Here is a 1,957-nt window from a genome sequence, read left to right on the forward strand (position 1 = left end):
CCGGCACGGCGTCCGCCGGCGGCCAGACGTCGTCCGCCGACGGCCGGACGCCCGGCTCATCGGCGGGCGGCCGCTGCTGCTCCCGCTCCAGCAGGAAGCCGGTGGCGTGGCGGGTCCAGGCGACCTCGGGCGCGGCATCCTCGGCCCGGGAGTACAGGCTCACCGGCCGCTGGCCCGCGGTGTCGGCGGCGCCGACGGCCAGCCGCAGTACGACGCCACCCTGCACGGGCAGGGCCAGCGGGACGTGCAGGGTCAGTTCCGCGATCCCCGCGCAGCCGAGCTGGTCGGCGGCCACCGCCGCCATCTCCACGTACGCGGTGCCGGGCAGCAGCGACCCGCCCAGCACGGCGTGTTCGGACAGCCAGGCGGGGCTGTGGGCGGACAGCCGTCCGGTGAACAGGAACCCGGCGCCGTCCGGCAGCTCCACCGCGGCACCCAGCAGCGGGTGCCCGACCTGCTGGAGGCCGACCGCCGCCGCGTTCGGCGTGCCCTCGGGTGCGTCCAGCCAGTACCGCGTCGGCTGGAAGGCGTAGGTCGGCAGCTCGACCGGACGCACGTCCCGGTCCCTGAAGAACGCCGCCCAGTCCACGCCGGACCCGCTGGACCCGCTGGAGCCGCCGGCGTGGACGTGGGCCAGGGCGCTGGTCAGCGACGGCACCTCGTCCCGGTCGGCGCGCAGCATGGCGACGAACGACGGTGCCGGGTCGTCCGTGACGACCGATGGTGCGCAGTCGTCCGCGGCTAGGCAGTCCCTGCCCATGGCGGTGAGCACCCCGGCGGGGCCGAGCTCCAGGAACGTGGTCACCCGGTTGGCCAGCAGCGTGCGCACGCCGTCGAAGAACCGGACGCTGCGGCGGACCTGCCGGGCCCAGTAGTCCGCCGAGCAGAGCTCCTCGGCGGAGATGACCGCACCGGTCAGGGTCGACACGATCGGGATCCGCGGCGGCGCGTAGGTCATCGCGGCCGCCACCGTGCGGAACTCGGCGAGCATGGCGTCCATCTGTGGGGAGTGGAAGGCGTGGCTGACCAACAATCTGCGTGCCTTGCGTCCGTTGCGCTGCCAGTGGTCGGCGACGTCGAGTACCGCGTCCTCGGTGCCGGAGACCACCACGGCCTGCGGTCCGTTGACCGCGGCGAGGCTCACCTGGTGTTCCCGACCGGCCAGCACAGGCAGCATCTCCTGCTCGGACGCCTGCACCGCGATCATCAGGCCGCCGGGCGGGAGGTCCTGCATCAGCCGGCCGCGGGCGGCCACCAGAGCGCAGGCGTCCTCCAGGGAGAGCACGCCGGCCACGTACGCCGCGGCCAACTCGCCCACGGAATGGCCGAGCAGGTAGTCCGGGCGCAGTCCCCAGGCGCCGAGCAGCCGGCTCAGTGCCACTTCGACCGCGAACAGGCCGGTCTGCGCGAACAGCGTCTGGTGCAGCAGGTCCGCCTCCGGGGAACCGTCGCCGGCGAACAGGATCTCCCGCAGCGGACGGTCCAGGTGGACGTCGAGCTGGTCGCACACCTCCTCCAGTGCCTGGGCGAACACCGGAAACCGCTGGCAGAGCTGCTGTCCCATCCGCGGACGCTGGGAGCCCTGGCCGGGGAACAGGAAGGCGTTCCGGCCCTCCCGGGCCACACCGCGGACGAGGTTCGGCCCGGCGGTGTCATCGGCCAGCGCGTCCAGCCCCCGCAGAAGCTGGTCGCGGTCGGCGGCCAGGACCACCGCCCGGTGTGGCAGTGCGGCCCGTGTCGTCGCCAACGAGTACGCGAGGTCTTCGAGTGAGTCACCCGCGCGGCCGTCGAGGTGCGCACGCAGCCGCCGTGCCTGGCTCCGCAACGCCGCCTGGCTGCGGGCCGAGACCACGCAGGGCAGCGGAGCCCCCGTCCCCCCAGCCGGGGCGGCAGGGCCGTCGGCCGCGCCGGCCGGCGAAGTCCGCTCGGGAAGCGAAGTCCCGTCGGGAAGCGGCAT

Annotated in this window: 1 protein-coding gene; it reads right to left on the bottom strand. The window is 74.5% G+C overall.

Annotated features, from left to right (window positions below):
* The coding region (locus DD1DGNOD_RS10640) for an acyltransferase domain-containing protein (RefSeq protein ID WP_165036579.1) at positions 1 to 1,852 on the bottom strand (1,852 nt) is incomplete at its 3' end.
* Positions 1,853 to 1,957: the final 105 nt, after the last annotated feature.

The sequence above is a fragment of the Candidatus Protofrankia californiensis genome (assembly GCF_900634765.1).
Classification (GTDB): Bacteria; Actinomycetota; Actinomycetes; order Frankiales; family Frankiaceae; genus Protofrankia; species Protofrankia californiensis.